Below are 19,163 nucleotides of genomic sequence, written 5' to 3' on the forward strand. Positions count from 1 at the left end.
ACGAAAGTGTTTTTATTTTAATCCCATTGATATAGGGCAATTTATATTTGATTTAATAAAAATTGATGTTTAAACATGAGTTAAAAATAAGTGATGTCGCTGCATTGTTATTTTGTTAAATTTTCAATGATTAATTAACGACAAATTTAGGTTCATCACCATTAAGTTTACTTATTGTGTCATTTGCTACAATTTTTGACATCATATCACGTGATTCAAACGTAGCATTACCAATGTGTGGCGTAATGACAACATTCTCTAATGATTTCAGTTCATCATTAATTTCAGGTTCAAATTCAAACACATCTAATGCTGCACCTTCGATGTCTTTATTTTTTAATGCTTCTACTAGAGAGGCTTCATTTACGATAGGGCCTCGAGCTGCATTAATAAGATAACTTGTTGGTTTCATTGACTTGAATTGTTCTGTGTCAAAGAGATGGTGTAAATCTGGATTATATGCAGCATTAATTGTAATGAAATCTGAGTGCTGTATGAGTGTGTCAAAATCAACATATTTAGCACCAATTTCACGTTCTTTATCAACTTTTTGATGAGGACCTGTGTATAGTACATTCATATCAAATGCTTTGGCACGTTTTGCCACTGCACTTCCAATTTCTCCTAAACCAATAATACCTATTGTTTTACCAGAAACTTCTCTACCACGGAAGAATAATGGTGCCCATCCGTCAAATCCAGTTGTACGACATAGTTTATCGCCTTCAGGGATGCGTCTTGCAACTGCCAATACAAGTGCGAAAGTTAATTCGGCAGTAGAGTTTGTTGATGCTTTTGGTGTATTGGTTACATCAATTTGCTTTTGACGTGCATGTTTAATATCTACATTATTGAAACCAGCACCATAGTTTGTGATGATTTTTAAGTTTGAGCCTGCATCAATCACATCTTTATCAACATTAGTAGATAGAAGACTGATTAAAGCGTCGGCATCTTTAACACCTTGAATCAATGTTTCTTTATCAATAATTCCTTTACCTTCATACATATCAACTTCATAACCTTGTTCTTTTAGCAAGTTATACCCTACTTCTGGTATTGGGCCTGCAATAAATACTTTTACCATATATAATCACTTCCTTTATTTAAAGTATAGTAAATTTCATATAAGTAAACAAACTTTTACATTGCCCTCAATTCAAACAAAGTAAATATCACTTGTGATTATCATTGTAGCGTTATATAAGCATTTTATTTTAGTAGATACTGTACTAAATTTAAAAGTTACGTTAACCAACGATTTTTAAACCAACAATTGCTAAAACAATGACAACAATAAAGAAAATACGCTTGATATTTTTAGATTCATTATAGATAAGCATGCCAGCTAGCGTGCCTCCACCTGTACCTATACCGCTCCATACTGCATAAGCTGTTCCCATAGGTATGCCCATTGTCATTGCTAGTTTAAGTGTGCTAAAACTACAAATAAAGGCAACTGCTAAAAGCACTACGAACAGTTTCTTTTTAGTACGAGCAATTTCATTTAGAATAATGACACCAACAACTTCTAGTAAACCTGCCATAAATAGTATCATCCATGCCATTATTGTTCAGCCTCCTCTGTAGTTAATTTAAGACCGATAATTCCTATAACAAGTAAGATAACTAATGCTATTTTCATAATGTTAAAATGATCACCGAAAAATATCATATCAACCAGTACTGTTCCAATAGCACCAATACCTACAAATACAGCATAAACAGTACCAACAGGTAATGACTTACAAGCTGAAATGACTAAATAGAAACTCAAAATTAAGATAATAATCGTACCGGTCCAACTCAAAAATGAATCAGCAGAGTTTAACCCAGTAACCCATAATATTTCTATAATCCCTGCCAAGATAACTTTAAACCACTGCATTTGCTTTAACCTCCTTTTTACATGAAACGCTACTATTTTCTCAAACTTTTAATTAGCCTGCAATATGTAAGCGTTAATTCAATATAAAAGGGTCTGGTATATACAGTACTTTGACAAGTGAAAAGTCAATTTTTATTGAAATCATATAGAAATTGCCTTTTTAAATATGGTTTTAGTTATAATTAGCTCATTGAGTCGCTACTTTTCTTTTATTAAATACCATTAATATAAAGAAATAATGATTATAATAGGACAATTGTTTTAGGATTTACTCTAAAATGATTTATTGGTTTATAAAAAGGCGGTTGATTTTGTGAGAGTCACATCATTCAGCTACGATCATTAAGCAATTTTTCTATTTTACGACTAGAGAATGATATTATGTGTACATATATATAGTGATTTTTAACCTCTTGTTAGTATGATATTGCACCACAAGATGTTTAAATGCATCGAATACATTTTCAGGGATTGTTTTATCGGTTTCATTCATTAATATGTCGTGGCATATCATTTGTGAGAAAATGAACTGAAGTTTCCATTGGTAGTGTTTGTAGAGTTAAGTTATAATCTTATACATATATCGCTCGTTAATTTAATAGTGGCTATTAAATGATACGTATAAATCTTATTTTTTGAATGACAAAATATAAGTTGTATCGATTTTGTTATGTACTAACGCCCGTGGGAATCCGTATGAGTGAGAGACGACAGGCTCGCACAATCCCCCTAGTCAACTACGCACAGTCAAAATCGTAAAATTTTAAATATAAAGAGGACCAATCCATATTAAGGATTGGTCCTCTTATTTTAAGAATGGGGATTTATGTCCCAGACGCTTATATAAGTTACTACTTGTTATTAAAAACAGATTGTTATTGACATTTTTAATATAAATAACTGTATTTATCATACGCATAAAATCATGAAATAAGTATAAGACCTTATGTTTTGTATGACTCCCAATAGTGATGACTTAATGACAATATTAGTTTAAGTGAATATAGTTATATGAACTAGCTTCACCAGCCGAAATTGTACGTTCACTTACTGAGAATGGTCCACCATTATAGTTCATTTCAGAAACATTAACCGAACCATCACTGTTTACATTTTCAACATATGCTACATGGCCCATGCTACCTTCACTAGATTGTAAGATAGAACCTGCTTCTGGAGAATTATTAACTGTATATCCTGCTGAAGATGCTGCAGATGCCCAATTATTTGCATTTCCCCATGTAGAGCCGATTTGACCACCTGTTTTATCAAATACATACCATGTACATTGTCCAGCAGTGTACAAGTTTGCACTTGATCCTGATGTAGCTTGAGTAGTGTTTTGGTTAGCTTGAGTAGATTGTTCAGCTGCGTTTGCTTCATTTCCGTGATCTAAACCTACAATTGCTGCGCCGATACCTGCTGTTAATGTTGTTGCTGTTACTATTTTTTTCATAATAAAAAAGTCCTCCCAAAATTTAATTCATCTATTATTTTAATAAAATTTATTTTTATAATTGCTGCGTTAGTTTCAACGACAATTTATACAATAACAGAAGATTATCACTTTGTGTGGAATGTTACGTATTTGTAAAACAATTAAAAAGACCTCACATATTGTTGTAATAAACAACACGTGAGGTTACAAAAGCAAATATTGTTGTAATATAGTATAAATTGCACAAGTATAAGGTTTAACACGATTATCAACACATATACTAAATTTGTATATTACAGAAGGTGTAAAGAATCACAAAATTTTGATATAAATTATTTGAAAAATCTAATAGATAACGGAGGTAAATAATCTTCGCCATTATATGCTTTTACGGCTGCTACTATTGTAAAAATAAAATTTAAAATTGCGAAAATAGGAAATAAAATAAAGCCTATGAGAATAAACATCAAAATAGTTGAAACGGTTAGCCAGATAACATATGAAATTAGAAAATTAAAATAGTTTTTACCAGCTCTATCAACAAATGCAGAATCTTCACGTTTAATAAGCCAAATGACTAGTGGCGCTAAAAATGTAGTGAAAAAACTAAGTACATAAATTAATGTAGCCATCAATCTTGCATCACTATTAGGTTCTTGATTTAATACTTCACGATTTGCGTAATCTTCAGTCATTATTATTCCTCCTTTTAATTTACTATTACTATAACAAAACCCAAAATGAGTTGTACATTATTTGAAAAATTTTATAAAAAGCCTGTTTACAAAGTGGCGATATTGTTAAAATATAGAAATGCACTTAAGTACCTTTAAATTGAGAAAATTAGATAGGTTGTATACCAGTGTTTATCATTTTTCTTAATAGGTTATACATGAGAGTAATGTTTAATACGAAAAAATATTCAATGTTTAAAGAAAGAAGGGTGTTTATGAAGATAGCTATTGTAGGATCAGGTAATGGTGCTGTTACTGCAGCACTTGATATGGTTAATAAAGGACATGAAGTCAAGTTATATTGTAGAAATCAGTCTATAGATAAATTTGACAAAGCCATTGAACAAGGTGGATTTACATTTAATAATGAAGGTGAAGAAACCTTCGTAAAATTTACTGACATAAGTGATGATATGGAATACGTGCTTGAAGGTGCTGATGTTATACAAGTTGTGATACCATCATCATTTATTGAACATTATGCGCACACAATGGCGCCATTTATCAAAGCGAATCAGTTAATTTTCTTTAATATTGCTGCTGCAATGGGATCAATACGTTTTATGAATGTGTTAGAAGATATGCATATTGATGTAATGCCTAAGTTTGCAGAAGTAAATACATTAACTTATGGTACGCGTGTCGATTTTGAAGCAGCACGTGTCGATTTATCTTTAAATGTTAGAAAAGTACATTTTTCAACATATGATAAAGAAGAGTTAAGTGATAGCTTTGATACAATTGAGCAGTTATATCCTCATATTGTAAAAGAAGAAAGCTTATGGAAAACAAATTTAGAAAATGGTAATCCTGAAGTTCATCCAGGACCAACATTATTAAATGTAGGAAGAATAGATTATGCTGATGAATTTGCGTTGTATGAAGAGGGAATCACAAAACATACTGTGCGTTTATTACATGTAGTAGAGTTAGAGAGACTAACACTAGGGCGAAAATTAGGATTTGAGTTATCTTCTGCAAAAGAAGCTCGAATTGAACGTGGTTATCTAGAAAGACAAGATGAAGATGAACCACTCAATCGTTTGTTTAATACGAGTCCTGTATTTTCTCAAATTAAAGGACCTAATCATGTAAAAAATCGTTATTTAACAGAAGATATTGCATATGGTTTAGTGCTTTGGTCAAGTTTAGGAAGAGAAATTGATGTGCCAACACCTAACATTGATGCGATTATCATTATTGCATCAACAATTTTAGAACGTGACTTCTTTGAAGAAGGATTAACGATAGATGAGTTAGGAAAAGATAAGTTAGGATTGTACTAATTATAATATTCATTCATATAAATAAGGGGAAATGTGTATGAAAAGACAACCAACTTTTTTAGAATCTATTTCAACAATCATAGTGATGATTATTATTGTAATAACTGGTTTTGTTGTGTTTGATATTCCAATTCAAGCATTACTTATTCTTTCTTCAGCTTATGCTGCAATTATTGCGAGATGCGTAGGTTTAAAATGGAAAGATTTAGAAGAAGGGATTACTAATCGTTTAGCGACTGCTATGCCAGCGATATATATTATATTATCTGTAGGTATTATTGTGGGTACTTGGATGTATTCGGGAACAGTGCCCGCACTGATTTATTATGGCTTAGAATTTTTAAATCCTAATTTGTTTTTAGTATCCGCATTTATTATTTGTGCAATTACATCAGTTGCTACTGGTACTGCGTGGGGATCAGCATCTACAGCAGGCATAGCGCTGATGGCGATAAGTGCACAATTAAATATTCCAGCTGGTATGGCAGCAGGTGCGATTATTGCAGGTGCAGTTTTTGGTGATAAGATGTCACCACTATCAGACACGACTAATTTAGCAGCACTAGTTACTAAGGTGAATATCTTCTCGCATATAAGAGCGATGATATGGACAACGGTTCCAGCGTCTATCATCGGATTAATTGTGTGGTATTTTGCCGGTTTACAATTTAAAGGTAATGCGAATACTTCACAAGTTAATGCGATGCTTAAGGAACTATCAACGATTTATAACATTAACTTTTTCGTATGGTTACCGTTAATCATTATTATTGTATGCTTGTTGTTTAAAATTTCAACAGTGCCATCGATGTTAATCTCTAGTGTCAGTGCGATTGTTATCGGTGCATTTAATAATGGTTTTAAAGTGACAGATGGCTTTAAAGCAACATTTGATGGTTTTAATAAAAGTATGGTACCAAATTTACATGGCTCATTATCCGAAAAAGCGATTAATTTAATAGAACAGGGCGGTATGATGAGTATGACAGAAATTGTAGTCACAATCTTTTGTGGCTATGCTTTTGCTGGTATTGTGGAAAAAGCAGGATGTTTAGATGTAATCTTGAAGAAAATATCTAGTAATATTAATTCTGTAGGGACTTTAATTCTTGCTACAGTTGTAGGTGGATTAATGATGGTGTTAGCTGCAGGCGTTGCTTCTGTAGTGATAATCATGGTCGGTGTATTAATGATGGATATGTATAATAAAATGGGCTTGGATCGTTCAAATCTATCTAGAACATTGGAAGATTCAGGTACAATGATTATACCATTGATACCTTGGGGAACATCTGGTATTTATTATACCCAACAATTAGGCGTTTCTGTCGATCAATTCTTTATTTGGGCAGTGCCTTGTTATTTATGTGTCTTTTTTGCAATATTTTATGGATTTAGTGGTATTGGCATCAAGAAAGCTAAAGTTAGCGAAGAATAAAAGTAACATAGTATCATTGTGATAATAAATTAAGAAAAAAGTAGTAATGTATTCTAGTTGCAAACTTGTTTATATTACTACTTTTTTAGATAGATTTAAGTGGAATTATTAATAATATGTTTATGAGATAGCTAATTCGGCTAAACAAAACTATGGATGAGGTGGTTCCGTATTGAATTTAGTAATTATTGTAGCGATATTACTTTATGTTATAGGAATACATCAATATTTCAATATAGGTAAAGATTTTAAATATCCTTCTATTATCTATTTTATAGTCGGTTTTATATTGTATATTGTAGCGATGGTACAGTATAAAGCCGATTTATGTTAACAATACACAAATGATATATGTATAGTTATACTTGCACAAACCATAATTTAAATGGTTTTAATTCTCTAAATTAAATTAATCTATGATGGTAGTCATGTTATTTTTACAATGATACAAGTGAGTATTATATTGCTAATTGTTAGATATAAGCTGATGCATCATTGAAGATTTATCACTTTAAAAGTGTACATAAAAGATGACTAGAATTGATAAAAGTACCAAATGGTGACCTAAGTTACAGTCATCTAAGATGATATAAAACATACTAAGATCGCTTCAAAACTAATCTTAGTATGTTTTTTTATATTTTAAAGCGTATGTGTTGATGATCGTTGATGTAGCTGGCTTGTGATAAAATACAGGTTTCCAACTTAGTAATTATACACACTATATAAATTTCATATAACTTCTAAGTCCGTATCACTTTGCAAAATCGCTAATATTGGTATGTATTAGAAAAAACAATACTAATTAAATATATCTAGAATAATTGTAAGTGATATTATCCAGTTAAAATCTAAAAGTGAAATAAAAAAGCAGCAATTTCTATATCGTTTCAATAGAAATTGCTGCTTGATTATGTCTAGCTATTTTTATGTGCTAACATTTAGTGAATGTAGTTATAGCTTGAAGCTTGGCTAGCTGAAATTGTACGTGAAGTAACAACACCAGGACCTTGACCATAGTTCATTTCAGATACACGGATTGAACCGTCGCTGTTTACACTTTCAACATATGCTACGTGTCCCATAGCACCAGTTGAAGATTGTAAGATTGAACCTTGTGAAGGTGAATTGTTTACTGTGTAACCTGAAGCAGCTGCAGCGCTTGCCCAGTTGTTAGCGTTACCCCAAGTTGAACCGATTTTACCACCGACTTTATCAAATACATAATAAGTACATTGGCCAGAAGTATATAGGTTGTTAGAAGAACCTGAAGTGCTAGAAATAGAACTTGATGAACTTGATGGCGCGCTTGTTGTAGTTACTTTGATGTTACGGTCTGAAGTTGAATTTGAAGCAGCTCCACCGCCACCAGTTGTATTATTATTAGCTGTATATGATTGAGTAGCGTTACCATATGTAGAACCATAATTACTGCTTTGACCATTACTTGCATAGCCATTGTTATTTGAATGAGCTTGGTCTGCTTGGCTTGGATTCCAATTACCTTGCCAAGTGTAGTGGTAATTACCTTGTTGATCTATTGTATATGAATAGCTATAAGAAGTTGGGTCATTAGGGTTATAACCATTATTATTTTCAGCAGCATCTGCTTCGTTTTGTGCAAATGCGAAAGTAGCGATTCCTGCAGTAGCGATTGTAGCTGTAGCGATTTTTTTCATTGTAAAATATCCTCCTAATAATTATAAAGCATTTAATTTATTATCTCAGTCTCTAAATGACAATAGTTTAAAATATTTTTTTCGTTGTTTTTTAACGACAAGCAATACTTTATCAGATAATGGTCGGTTTGTGTGCAATGTTATCATTTTGTAATTTAACTCTAATAATTAATCGTTAGATGTAACAAATAACATTAGTTTTATATAGTTCTCAGCGCCCATTGTTATCACATTTTAATGATTTCATGTGTAATCTTGCACTCTAATTTATTACAAATCTGTAAAATAACAGAAAATTACAAATGCTAATAAATGCTAAAATTTAGTTATTTAAATAATATATTATTTTCTAAAGTTAGAGATTATTTATTTTTTGAAAGAATTGAGAGTAATTTATACAAATAGGCTGTAATGTTCATGAGCAATGCTATTGACAGTTTATGTGAAAGGTTTTAAGATAATAGGTATAAAAAATATACTTGGTAAGCGAGGTGAATTAATGAAAATTGAGATTGGCTTAACATCATTTGCTGATAATAGTGAAATTTTCACCGATAAAGGTAAAACATCTGCAATTAGCAATGCTCAGAGAATAAGAAATATCATAGAAGAGATTGAAATTGCAGATGACTATGGTCTTGATGTTTATGGGTTAGGAGAGCATCATCGACCTGATTATGCCGTTTCTGATCCTGTTACAGTCTTAGCTGCAGCGTCTAGAAATACAAAGCAAATTAAATTGAGTAGTGCTGTAACTGTGCTATCCTCAGATGATCCTGTAAGAGTTTATGAAAGGTTCTCAACATTAAATGCAATTTCAAATGGTCGTGCCGAAATAATGGTAGGAAGAGGTTCATTTATAGAATCATTTCCACTATTTGGGTATAACTTAAATGATTATGAACAATTATTTAATGAAAAGATTGAATTATTAATGCAAATTAATCAAAATGAAATTGTAAATTGGACCGGTCAACTGAGACCCAATATACAAAATTTAGGTGTCTATCCTAGAGTTGAGCATGGTATTTTACCTATTTCTATAGCTACAGGTGGAACACCTGAATCTTCATTGAAAGCAGGAGCATTAGGATTACCCATCACTTATGCTATAATTGGCGGTGACCCCAAAAGATTCCGCAGAAATATTGATATGTATAAATCGATAGCCGAATCCTATGGTCATGATGTGAAAGAATTACCGATTGCTACGCATTCTTGGGGGTATATTGCTGAAACGGATGAACAAGCTTTTCGTGAATTTTTCCCTTCAGTAAAAGCAAGCCATGATGTATTAGCTAAGGAACGTGGCTGGCCACTATATGATGAAAATAGTTTCATTCGTGAAGCAGGCCCGAATGGTGCATTATATGTTGGAAGTCCGGAAACTGTGGCTAATAAAATTATTGAAACTGTTGAAACACTAGGTTTATCTCGCTTTATGTTGCATACACCTGTAGGTTCAATGCCACATGAGCATACAATAAACACCATTAAATTATTGGGTGAGCGGGTAAAACCTATTGTAGATAAATATTTTGAAAACAAATAGAAGGAGAGTAAAAATGATACTACGTTATTTAACAAATTTAAAATTAGCAAAAGAATTATATGGTGCAGCGAAACCTAAATTAAAAGGTGACAAATCTATGAAAGATACTTTTACTGAAGTATTTAATTTACCTGCAAATGCAGTACCTTTAGCTGGTGCTTTAGAATCATTAAGTGCAGTATTTTTCGTGCTAAGCTTTGCAAGTAAAAGATTATCACGTATTGCTTCGTTAATGACGATTACTGTGCTAGGTGTAGCAGCGTATAAACACTTTGAAGCTGGACATGGTAAAGCAGGTGCAAAACATGCACTTGATTTAACAGGATTAGCAGCGCTTAGCTTATTAGATACGTTAGATTGTAAAAAGAAATAATTATTCATTAAGGTATCGTCTAGATATCAATATGATAAAGTGTTTCTTTTTAAATAAAGAAAAACAAGAAATGAAAATTAACACAACTTGGGACTTTAATAAATGTCTCAAGTTGTTTTTTTATACAGATTTTTTATGAGAAAATTACTTGTAAATAGTGATAATTGAAACATTTCGTTTTAAAAACGACATTACACTTTGAAAATGATAATTTGATATTTATGTGTTTATAATGAGAGAGTGCTACAACATAGCTCCATGACATTAGGCAGTTTGTTTGGTTAATATAGTTGTTTGGTTGACATATATAACAATGCTTATTATTAGATATGCCGAAGTATTTTTAGTTGGTTTTAGTGATCTTCAATTTATTAAATTAAAAGCAAATGCTAATAATTTTAAAAATTTATATAAGCTATTAGTGAATTTTTAGTAACAAAAAGGATATATGTAGCACTAAATTTTAATAATAAAAAGTGATATTAAAAAAATAGTAGTAAAACCTAATATTTTTCATAGTAAGCCATATTGAATTCAATAGCATAAATAGGATAAAATTATATTACATAAAGACAGGCACACATTGAAATATATTAACAACATGAAAAAACATAAGGAGTGGTTTTATGGAAAAATTAAAAGAATTAAGTGAACTAAACGAATTAATAACTTTGTATCAAAAAGGGAAACAGTTTTTCAAAGAAACTAAGAAATATCACAAATTAAATTATGAAGAAATATTTATTTTGAATTATATACATGAGTGTCAATCTTATGAGGTTACCGCAAAAGAAATTGCGCAATATTCAGAGTTAAAACCGTACTACTTAACGAAAGCATTGCAAAAATTAATTAAAATGGGTTATTTGAGTAAAAAGAGAAGTGATATTGACGAACGTACAGTTGTTGTATATATAAATGAAACACAACGTCAGAAAATTGAACATATGATAAAAACATTACAAGACTACCTAAAGTAACTCACTTTTGAAAATGAGTCGTGTTACATATATAAAAAAACGAATATTCTGAAAAGTGTAATTTTATTTTATTAATTATATATTGAACCAAAATATTATTTGAGTAAAACATTAAATGTGATATACTAATATTTGTTAAATGAAAGCGCATACAAATATTAGAAGGGTGTTTTTATGAATTTACTTTTAGGGGTTATATTTTTAGGTATTGTTTTATGTTTGTTTACACTTTTTACAAGTAAGGCACCAAATGGTGGAAAAGCAATGGGAGCGCTAGCAAATGCTGCAATTGCTTCTTTTTTAGTCGAAGCCTTTCATAAATATGTAGGTGGAGATTTAATGGGAATTCCATTTTTAGGCCAGTTAGGTGAAGCGGCAGGTGGCTTAGGCGGGGTTGCTGCTGCTGGTTTAGTTGCTTTAGCAATGGGCGTTTCTCCTGTATATGCATTTGTTATTGCCGTTGCATGCGGTAACATGGATTTACTACCAGGTTTTGTCGCAGGTTACATAGCCAGTTTTGGTATGAAATGGATAGAACAAAAATTTCCCGATGGTTTGGATTTAATAGGTTCAATTATTATCATTGCACCTATCACACGAATTATTGCAATTGGTGTAGCACCTGTTGTAGATGCGACATTATTGCAAATAGGTAATATCATTAAAGATTCGACAACTTCAAGCCCAGTACTAATGGGGATAGTGCTAGGGGGGATTATAACAGTTGTAGCAACTGCACCTTTAAGCTCAATGGCATTAACTGCGTTATTAGGACTTACAGGAACACCAATGGCAATTGGTGCATTGGCAGTTTTTGGATCATCGTTTATGAATTTTGTTTTGTTTAAACGAATGAAGTTCGGTGATCGTAAAACAACGATTTCTGTGGCTATTGAGCCGTTATCACAAGCAGATATCGTTACTGCTAATCCAATTCCTGTTTATGCTACAAATTTTGTAGGTGGCGCTGTATCGGGCGTTATTATTGCTATGTTTGGGCTCGTTAATGAAGCAACAGGCACTGCAACGCCAATTGCAGGCTTAATGGTGATGTTTGGCTTTAATAATGCATTGACTGTGATTATCGTTGCATTATTATGTGCAATAGGAAGTGCTGTTTGTGGTTACTTAGGATCTATTGTGTTCAAAAATTATCCTATTATAACTAAAGATGAATTACAAAATGGTAGAATGCCTAAAAAGGTTAAGAATTATTATAAAAGAAAAAGACAGTATGCCGAAAGTTTAGCAATGTAGCTATTAAAGACAATGTTATAGGAATAAATGAAAACTTAAAAAGATTGGAACGTCCATATCAATATCAAGGCCCGTAACTACATTTTGAAATAATGTAGTTACGGGCCTTTTTGATACTCATATTTTATATTGAGTGCTGATTTTTTGTCACTGTGAGATTGAAAAGAAAACGCATCATAAATGTTCAGTACATACGACTAACTATTATATTAACTGTAAAAAATAAGTCGTTTTGTATACATGTGTCAAGGTTAAAATTATAGATAAGCACATGGAGTATTGGAAATCGATAAAACAGAAAATTTAAATAAGTGTCTATATGAAAATGATTTTGTTCTATTGTGATTTATGCTGTGGTTTTTGAAGTCATATATTGTGCTGAACGGTTTTCAACTTTAGAAAATAACAATTCTAGTACTATGGCAAGTAACCAATAAAATATTGCTGCTACACTATATACAGTTATAAAACGATAGCCTTCATTTGCAATAACATGACTAACTGCCATAATCTCAGTAACTTGTACTGCGAATGCTAGAGAAGTTCCTTTGATAAGCATTATAAATTGATTTTCAATATTGGGAAGCGCATAGCTGAATGCTTGCGGTAATATAATTTCTTTGTAAGTTCTAATTGTTGAAAGTCCTACAGTTTGAGCAGCTTCAATTTGATCGGTATCGACTGAAAGTAATCCCCCTTTAATAGATTCTGACAAATATGCAACAGCATGTAAGGAAAACACAATAAATGCAATAACTAATGGTGAGAAAATATCAGGATTAATTGTCAATGTAAATTGTGCATTACTCCAAATCACTAATTTTGGTATGCCATAATACATAATAAATAATTGGACAATAAGTGGTGTGCTTCTAAAAAAAGAATTATATATCACTATAAATTGAGAGATAATTGGAATTTTTTTTGTTTGAATAAAAGCAAATAGTGTGCCGATAATTAAACCTACGATCATTGCTACAATTGAAATAATAATTGTATTTGGTACACCCTTAAGCACTTCTGAAACAGTATAAAGTATAAATGACAAAGTATTACCTCCTTAGACACGATATGGTTTTTGGGCTCGTTTATTGATGAGTGCAAATATAGTTTGTATGATAAGAGCGATTATCCAGTAAATAATAGATATGACGACATAAACTTCTAACATACCTAGTCCATAGTTATTTCCAATAATTAATTTAACTTGTCCCATCATATCAATAATCCCAATTGTAAAAGCTAAAGATGTGTCTTTAATTAGTTCAATCACTTGTGTCGTCAAGTTTGGAATACTGTTGCGTAACGCTTGTGGAATTATAATATCTACTAAAATCCGTGGGTAAGATAAACCGACAGATAGTCCTGCTTCAATTTGGCTATAGTCTACTGATTGGTATCCTGCCCGTATAATCTCTGAAAGATAAGCACCCGTATGCAATGTGAACGCTAAAATTACAAAAAACAGTCTGCTAAAATGATTGATATCGATTTGGATGAATAATAATAATTGCGGCAAAGCAAAATATGCCAAAAAAAGTTGTAAAATTAAAGGTGTACTTCGAATAAAAGACAGATAAATACGGACGATAGGTGATAATACTTTTACTTTTTTGATACGGATGGTTGCTAATAAGCACCCAAGTATTAAGGCAAAAAAGAGTGACAATATAAAGATGAATAGTGTTATGGGTAATTGTTGTAAAACTTGGCCGAATAAATCACCCCAGTTAACAGAATTTGTCATGATTGTACCTCCAATTTATCTTTTTGCTTGTTTATTTCATCCAAATCATCAAATACATTGATATCAAAATATTTTTCAGAAAGTTTTTGTAATTCACCTTCATCTATCAGTTCTTGAGTAGCTTGATCAATATCGTCATGCAATTTTTGATGCTTTTTATTATAGACAATATGCAATGATTCTTTTTTTATAATTCCGCCAATTTTAACATCAGCATTGATTTGTTTTTGAATCGCATTGTAAGTGTTCCAGTTTAAAATCATGGCATCACGTCTGTTATTGCTAACCATTTTTAAATTGTCCCCGTTAGAAGGTTCTTGAATAGTATCGATATCAATTTTTGGAGAATGTGAATTATTATACTGAGATAATATAGAGTATAACCCGCCACTCGGTGCCATTGGTGTTAATTTTTTATCAGGTAAGTCATTGAGTGAATGTATATCAGAATTATTTTTATGAACAACAATTAAAGGCAATGCGTAACTATAAGGAACGTCTTGATAGAGAAATTGTTTTTCGCGTTCAGGCGTTTTGAAAAACCAGTTAATTCCCATATCAAACTTTCCAGCACCAATACCTACAAGATTAGATTCTTCCTCGCCAACTTCATAGTTAAACTGATATTGCGGTAACTTTTTTTCTAATAGTTTTAGGTAGTCTATATCCAAACCGGCAAACTCATTTTGTTTATTTGTATACAAATAAGGCGGATTAACTTCTGCAGAAATTGCTACTTTGATTTCTTTTTTATTATTATGACTTGAGGATTCTTGTGTTTGACTACATCCACTAAATAACACCGTAATCAACAATGAAATGATTAAAATGCGTAACTTATTATTTTTCATAATAAGTCACGCTCCATTTCTACGGTGTTTAAAAAACGATTAATTCTTTTAGAATCAGAAGATTCTAAAACTGATTGTGGTGTACCTTGTTTCAATATTTTACCTTCATCTATAAATAGAATTTGATCTGCAATTGCTTTAGCAAATTGTATTTCATGAGTGACGATTACCATGGTCATGCCTTCTTGTGCAATAGATTTGATAAGTGACAATACGCCTTGAATTGATTCAGGATCTAACGCAGACGTAGGTTCATCTAATAGCAGTACTTCTGGATTAAGCGCTAAGGCACGTATGATTCCTATGCGTTGACTTTGACCACCAGATAGTTGTGAAGGATATTTATCTTTTTGGTTTAATAAATTAAAACGCTCTAAATAAGAAATGGCCATTTCATTTGCCTGTTTAGCAGGCATTTTTTTACCATGTATCAAGCCAACTGTAATGTTTTCAAGAATTGTTTTGTTTTTGAATAAATTATAGTTTTGAAACACCATCGCAGATTTCTTTCTTAACTGTGAAATATCTTTTTTTGAATGTTTATCGGCGACAAAATTTTGATTACCAATTTGAATTGTACCTGATTTTGGTATCGCTAACGCGTTCAATGTTCTAAGTAGCGTTGTTTTACCTGATCCACTTGGACCGATGATAGCAGTCACAGTTCCCTTATTTTGTGAAAAGCTAACGCCATTAAGAACAGTATGATTTTTATATTTATGTATTAAATGTTCAACTGTAATCATTTTAAACCCCCAGAATATCAATACGTACAAAGTATCACATTAATCCTTATCGGTAAAGTAAGATTTTGTAATCTAATAGCTTTTATTCGTTATAAGCGAGTGTTACACTAAGTTTAATAGAGAAAAGTCTAAAATGAGGTGGACACTGTGAATTATTCTGCATTAATACATACAGAGATACAAAAAAAGTGGATAGATAAATTTGATTCAATCAAAGCGCAGTTTAAAGAAAAAGCTGATTATAATGATAAACATTCAAGATTTCCATATGAAAATATTGATTGGTTGGTAAAAGAAGGTTATACGTTATTAACGTTACCTAAAGCATATGGTGGTGAGGGTGCGACTGTTGAAGATATGGTTGTACTACAGACATATTTAGGAGCAATAGATGGTGCGACTGCACTTTCAGTTGGCTGGCACCTTAGTGTTGTTGGGCAATTATATGAACAACATGCTTGGGAACAAGATATGCTAGAGCGCTTTGCAGTAGAAGTGAAAAAAGGTGCATTAGTTAACAGAGCTGTCAGTGAAGCCGAAACAGGTAGTCCTACACGCGGCGCAAGACCTGCTACACATGCAATAAAAAAAGATAACGGTTTTGTGATTAATGGGGTCAAAACCTTTACTTCAATGAGTAGAAGATTAAGCCATTTTATTGTAAGTGCCTATTATGAAGAAATTGATACTGTTGGTTTTTTCTTGATATCTGAAGATACGCCTGGTGTGGAGATTGCAGACAATTGGAATATGGTAGGCATGCGTGCAACTGAAAGTCACGATTTGATTTTAAATGATGTTTTCATTCCAGAAGAAAATTTTGTAGAAATAAGAGGTGCGGGTGGCAAGCAACCTAATGGCTGGATACTACATATCCCTAGTACATATCTAGGTATTGCACAAGCGGCGAGAGATTATGCCGTAGATTTTGCAAAAAATTATAGTCCTGCAAGTATTGATGGTGTGATTGGCGATATTTCAACTGTACAGCAAAATGTTGGTAAAATGGAATCATTACTATTGTCTGCACGCCACTTTTTATGGAGTACTGCAGCGTTATACAACCAACAACAAGAGATACCGATTTGGAATGAAACTTCAGCAAGTAAAGTGTTGGTGATGAATCAAGGTTTAGAAGTAATAGATATTGCCATGCGTATTGTGGGCGCTAAGAGTTTAGAAATGGAACGACCATTGCAACGTTATTATAGAGATATGCGAGCTGGTCTGCATAATCCGCCGATGGAAGACATGGCCTATACTAATATTGCGCATAGTGTATTAAGCCACTTTAAATAAATGCCGAGAACATGGCTTGTCTTTATAGTCAATGAAATCTTTGAATAAACGATTTATATTGGAATGAGTATATGAAATCAATGATTAAAGTTGATTTTCTAACTCATTCCTTTTTTTATTTTTTAAAATAATAAAATTTTAGTTTTTCTATTGTACAAATTTTATAATCATTATATAATTCAATGGTAATGATAATCATTTTCAATGGAGGAGACTTATGAAAAAATTAATATTTCCAATAATTATAATGGTTCTAATATTAGCAGCTTGCGGCAAAAAATCTGAAAGCGGCTCAGATAGTAACAAAGAAGACACAAAAGCTTATACATTAGATAGCGGAAAGAAAATTGATATACCTAAAAATCCTGAACGTATTGCAGTTGTTGCACCTACATACGCAGGCGGAATAAAATATTTAGGAGGTAAAATTGTAGCTGTCAATGAGCAAGTCGATAACAGTCATATTTTAAAAGATAAATTTAAAGATGTTGAAAAAGTTGGAGAAAATGATGTTGAAAAAGTTGCAAAAACAAAACCAGATTTGATCGTAGCTTACTCTACAGATAAAAACATTAAAAAGTATAAGAAGATTGCACCGACTGTTGTTTACGATTATGGTAAACATAAATATTTAGATCAACAAAGACAATTAGGTAAACTACTTGGAAAAGAAGATAAAGTAAAAAAATGGGAAGAAAAATGGAAATCACAAACTGAAAAAGATGGTGAAGCAATCAAAGCGAAAATTGGTGAAGATACAACAGTGTCAATTTTTGATGAATTTGATAAAAAACTTTACACTTACGGACCTAACTGGGGACGTGGAGGAGAAGTTATGTACCAAGCATTTGGATTAAAGATGCCTAACAAACTCAATGAGTTAGTTAAAAAAGAAGGCTGGGCTGAAATTAAACAAGAAAAACTAGCGGATTATGCTGGCGATTATATCGTTTCCACGAGTGAGGGTAAATCAAAACCAGGTTATAAAAAAACTGATCTATGGAACAACTTATCTGCAGTTAAAAATAATCATGTTATAGAAGTGCAAGCAGAAACTTATTGGTACAACGACCCTTATACATTGGAGTATATGAGAAAAGATTTGAAAGAGAAATTTTTAAAAACGAATTCATAATCTATTATTTACAGTAGTATTTTAGAGATTTAAATAAATATCACCAAAATAAAACATGAGCGTGTGACAAAGCAAAGATGTCTCAAGCTCATGTTTTTTTGTTTAGAAAAAGATTATAAATTTAAATTGTAAACTTTTTATTTTTAACAATTTACATTTGTGGTATAATTTTTTCATCGAAGGAGGTTTGATGATGTCAACGAAATATTTAGTTTATACTGCTTTAATGACTGCTATTATTGCAGTTTTAGGTTTTGTACCTGCAATACCATTACCCATAATGCCTGTACCAATTGTGTTACAAAATATCGGTATATTTCTAGCTGCCATTTTATTAGGTCGTAAATATGGCACATTGAGTGTCGTTGTTTTATTACTTTTAGTTGTTGCTGGATTACCATTGTTATCAGGTGGCCGTGGTGGTATTGGTGTTTTTGCAGGACCATCAGCAGGTTTTTTATTTATGTATCCTGTTATTACATATCTTATTGGTCTTGTAAGAGACTTATATTTGAAAAAGATCAACTTTATTGTATTATTAATAACAACTGTATTGATAGGTGTCGTTTTGTTAGATGTTGTGGGTACGATTATAATGGGACTTATTACAAATTTGCCAATTTCTAAATCAATCATGTTATCTTTTGTCTTTATGCCAGGAGATGTTATTAAAGCGCTAATTGCTAGTTTAATAGGCAATATCATGTTAAACCATAGTCGATTCAAGCAATTACTTAAGTAGAATTAATTGAGACAAAGA

The 19,163-nt window shown here is 31.9% G+C and carries 20 protein-coding genes; 10 read left to right on the forward strand and 10 right to left on the reverse strand.

The genetic code is table 11. The features are described 5' to 3' along the window. Positions 1–130 precede the first annotated feature (130 nt). The 5 genes from AB1J10_RS06550 to AB1J10_RS06570 all read right to left on the reverse strand — a co-directional run bounded on the left by AB1J10_RS06550 (position 131) and on the right by AB1J10_RS06570 (position 4,021). Positions 131–1,087: a 2-hydroxyacid dehydrogenase family protein gene (locus AB1J10_RS06550; protein WP_046208476.1), complete on the reverse strand. Its 957-nt coding sequence runs from the start codon at positions 1,085–1,087 to the stop codon at positions 131–133. Positions 1,088–1,250: 163 nt separating this feature from the next. Further along, the gene (locus AB1J10_RS06555) at positions 1,251–1,568 is read right to left on the reverse strand and encodes a DMT family transporter (protein WP_046208475.1); all 318 of its coding nucleotides are present in this window, start codon (positions 1,566–1,568) and stop codon (positions 1,251–1,253) included. Continuing rightward, positions 1,568–1,888, reverse strand: a complete 321-nt coding sequence (locus AB1J10_RS06560; protein WP_107365489.1) for a DMT family transporter — start codon at positions 1,886–1,888, stop codon at positions 1,568–1,570. Before AB1J10_RS06560 ends, AB1J10_RS06555 begins: the two co-directional genes overlap by 1 nt. Positions 1,889–2,876: 988 nt before the next feature. Continuing rightward, positions 2,877–3,344, reverse strand: a complete 468-nt coding sequence (locus tag AB1J10_RS06565) for a CHAP domain-containing protein (RefSeq protein ID WP_046208473.1) — start codon at positions 3,342–3,344, stop codon at positions 2,877–2,879. A 314-nt stretch (positions 3,345–3,658) separates the two neighbouring features. Then, on the reverse strand, positions 3,659–4,021 hold the full coding sequence (locus tag AB1J10_RS06570; protein ID WP_046208472.1) for a DUF4870 domain-containing protein: 363 nt from the start codon (positions 4,019–4,021) through the stop codon (positions 3,659–3,661). 254 nt (positions 4,022–4,275) lie between these two features. Here AB1J10_RS06570 and AB1J10_RS06575 point away from each other — a divergent pair, with 254 nt between their 5' ends. The 3 genes from AB1J10_RS06575 to AB1J10_RS06585 all read left to right on the forward strand — a co-directional run bounded on the left by AB1J10_RS06575 (position 4,276) and on the right by AB1J10_RS06585 (position 7,118). Continuing rightward, on the forward strand, positions 4,276–5,346 hold the full coding sequence (locus AB1J10_RS06575; protein ID WP_369003057.1) for an NAD/NADP-dependent octopine/nopaline dehydrogenase family protein: 1,071 nt from the start codon (positions 4,276–4,278) through the stop codon (positions 5,344–5,346). Positions 5,347–5,383: 37 nt separating this feature from the next. Continuing rightward, on the forward strand, positions 5,384–6,784 hold the full coding sequence (nhaC, locus tag AB1J10_RS06580) for a Na+/H+ antiporter NhaC (protein WP_369003058.1): 1,401 nt from the start codon (positions 5,384–5,386) through the stop codon (positions 6,782–6,784). 172 nt (positions 6,785–6,956) lie between these two features. After that, positions 6,957–7,118 carry a hypothetical protein gene (locus AB1J10_RS06585; RefSeq protein WP_155390677.1) on the forward strand — a complete coding sequence of 54 codons (162 nt, stop codon included), beginning with the start codon at positions 6,957–6,959 and terminating at the stop codon, positions 7,116–7,118. Between the two features lie 607 nt (positions 7,119–7,725). On the opposite strand, the gene AB1J10_RS06590 is transcribed toward AB1J10_RS06585, so the two are convergent. Further along, a complete protein-coding gene (locus AB1J10_RS06590; RefSeq protein ID WP_046208469.1) occupies positions 7,726–8,463 on the reverse strand; it encodes a CHAP domain-containing protein in 738 nt (245 codons plus the stop codon). Positions 8,464–8,962: 499 nt separating this feature from the next. Between AB1J10_RS06590 and AB1J10_RS06595 the strand changes: the two genes are divergently transcribed. The 4 genes from AB1J10_RS06595 (at position 8,963) to AB1J10_RS06610 (ending at position 12,625) form a co-directional block, all read left to right on the forward strand. Then, positions 8,963–10,015, forward strand: coding sequence for an LLM class flavin-dependent oxidoreductase (locus AB1J10_RS06595; RefSeq protein WP_046208726.1), 1,053 nt, complete (start codon positions 8,963–8,965; stop codon positions 10,013–10,015). A 13-nt stretch (positions 10,016–10,028) separates the two neighbouring features. Then, on the forward strand, positions 10,029–10,388 hold the full coding sequence (locus AB1J10_RS06600) for a DoxX family protein (protein ID WP_046208468.1): 360 nt from the start codon (positions 10,029–10,031) through the stop codon (positions 10,386–10,388). A gap of 626 nt (positions 10,389–11,014) precedes the next feature. Continuing rightward, positions 11,015–11,368 (forward strand): transcriptional regulator, SarA/Rot family, encoded by a 354-nt coding sequence (locus AB1J10_RS06605; RefSeq protein WP_046208467.1) that lies wholly within the window; start codon positions 11,015–11,017, stop codon positions 11,366–11,368. A gap of 174 nt (positions 11,369–11,542) precedes the next feature. After that, a complete protein-coding gene (locus AB1J10_RS06610) occupies positions 11,543–12,625 on the forward strand; it encodes a PTS sugar transporter subunit IIC (RefSeq protein WP_046208466.1) in 1,083 nt (360 codons plus the stop codon). Between the two features lie 346 nt (positions 12,626–12,971). On the opposite strand, the gene AB1J10_RS06615 is transcribed toward AB1J10_RS06610, so the two are convergent. Genes AB1J10_RS06615 through AB1J10_RS06630 form a run of 4 tightly spaced genes read right to left on the reverse strand, consistent with a single transcriptional unit; the run spans position 12,972 to position 15,969 of the window. Then, positions 12,972–13,673 (reverse strand): amino acid ABC transporter permease, encoded by a 702-nt coding sequence (locus tag AB1J10_RS06615; protein ID WP_064209365.1) that lies wholly within the window; start codon positions 13,671–13,673, stop codon positions 12,972–12,974. A gap of 12 nt (positions 13,674–13,685) precedes the next feature. After that, positions 13,686–14,372, reverse strand: a complete 687-nt coding sequence (locus AB1J10_RS06620; RefSeq protein ID WP_046208464.1) for an amino acid ABC transporter permease — start codon at positions 14,370–14,372, stop codon at positions 13,686–13,688. After that, on the reverse strand, positions 14,369–15,223 hold the full coding sequence (locus AB1J10_RS06625) for an amino acid ABC transporter substrate-binding protein (protein WP_073343858.1): 855 nt from the start codon (positions 15,221–15,223) through the stop codon (positions 14,369–14,371). The genes AB1J10_RS06620 and AB1J10_RS06625 overlap by 4 nt, the downstream gene beginning before the upstream one ends. Next, on the reverse strand, positions 15,220–15,969 hold the full coding sequence (locus AB1J10_RS06630; protein WP_046208462.1) for an amino acid ABC transporter ATP-binding protein: 750 nt from the start codon (positions 15,967–15,969) through the stop codon (positions 15,220–15,222). Before AB1J10_RS06630 ends, AB1J10_RS06625 begins: the two co-directional genes overlap by 4 nt. Positions 15,970–16,116: 147 nt before the next feature. Here AB1J10_RS06630 and AB1J10_RS06635 point away from each other — a divergent pair, with 147 nt between their 5' ends. From AB1J10_RS06635 to AB1J10_RS06645, 3 genes are all read left to right on the forward strand, one after another. After that, entirely contained in the window at positions 16,117–17,268 is a 1,152-nt protein-coding gene (locus AB1J10_RS06635; RefSeq protein WP_369003059.1) for an acyl-CoA dehydrogenase family protein, read from the forward strand. A 217-nt stretch (positions 17,269–17,485) separates the two neighbouring features. After that, complete coding sequence (locus tag AB1J10_RS06640) at positions 17,486–18,403, forward strand: ABC transporter substrate-binding protein (protein ID WP_046208460.1); 918 nt, start codon at positions 17,486–17,488, stop codon at positions 18,401–18,403. A gap of 193 nt (positions 18,404–18,596) precedes the next feature. Beyond that, positions 18,597–19,145: a biotin transporter BioY gene (locus tag AB1J10_RS06645; RefSeq protein ID WP_046208459.1), complete on the forward strand. Its 549-nt coding sequence runs from the start codon at positions 18,597–18,599 to the stop codon at positions 19,143–19,145. Positions 19,146–19,163 lie beyond the last annotated feature (18 nt).

The sequence above is a fragment of the Staphylococcus cohnii species complex 1663 genome (assembly GCF_041008415.1).
Classification (GTDB): domain Bacteria; phylum Bacillota; class Bacilli; order Staphylococcales; family Staphylococcaceae; genus Staphylococcus; species Staphylococcus ureilyticus.